The sequence below is a fragment of the Anaerobacillus alkaliphilus genome, from assembly GCF_004116265.1.
GTDB classification, from domain to species: Bacteria; Bacillota; Bacilli; order Bacillales; family Anaerobacillaceae; genus Anaerobacillus; species Anaerobacillus alkaliphilus.
Genome location: NZ_QOUX01000051.1, coordinates 1 through 515, shown reverse-complemented (window position 1 = coordinate 515; position 515 = coordinate 1). Strand labels below are relative to the sequence as shown.

Below are 515 nucleotides of genomic sequence, written 5' to 3'. Positions count from 1 at the left end.
TATGACCAAGGAGCTACCTTTAAAAGCTCTCGCCAGAGCAATTAATTCAAGAAAACCATCAGAAAATTTGATCCATCACTCAGATCGAGGTTCTCAGTATACATCAAAAGAGTACATCTCATGTCTACAAGAATATAACATTCAGATCAGTATGAGCCGTAAAGGAAACTGTTATGACAACGCATGTATGGAATCTTTTTTTGCGACCTTAAAGAAGGAATTAATCTACCGACGTAAGTATAGTACTCGTGAGGAAGCTACAAGGGATATCTGGGATTATATTATGAGCTTTTACAACGAAAGAAGAAGCCATTCAACCATAGGTTATGTATCACCAAATGAGTATGAAAGAAAGGCTAGTAAAGGCCCTGAACAAACTAGAGGAAATCAAGCAGCTTAAGGTGGTGCACAATATTGAGCGACTTTACTTGGAGAGGCGGGTATGTTAGCCTTTTTTGGCAAGCCACATGGAGTTATTACCAGGTGGCTTCGTGGTTTGGAAAACATACCCGCAG

General features: G+C 39.8%; 1 protein-coding gene. It reads left to right on the top strand.

Annotation, left to right across the window (positions count from 1 at the left end; all coding sequences use genetic code 11):
* Positions 1 to 400: IS3 family transposase (locus DS745_RS24190; RefSeq protein WP_129080817.1), on the top strand; the 400-nt coding region annotated here is incomplete at its 5' end.
* Between the last annotated feature and the right edge of the window lie 115 nt (positions 401 to 515).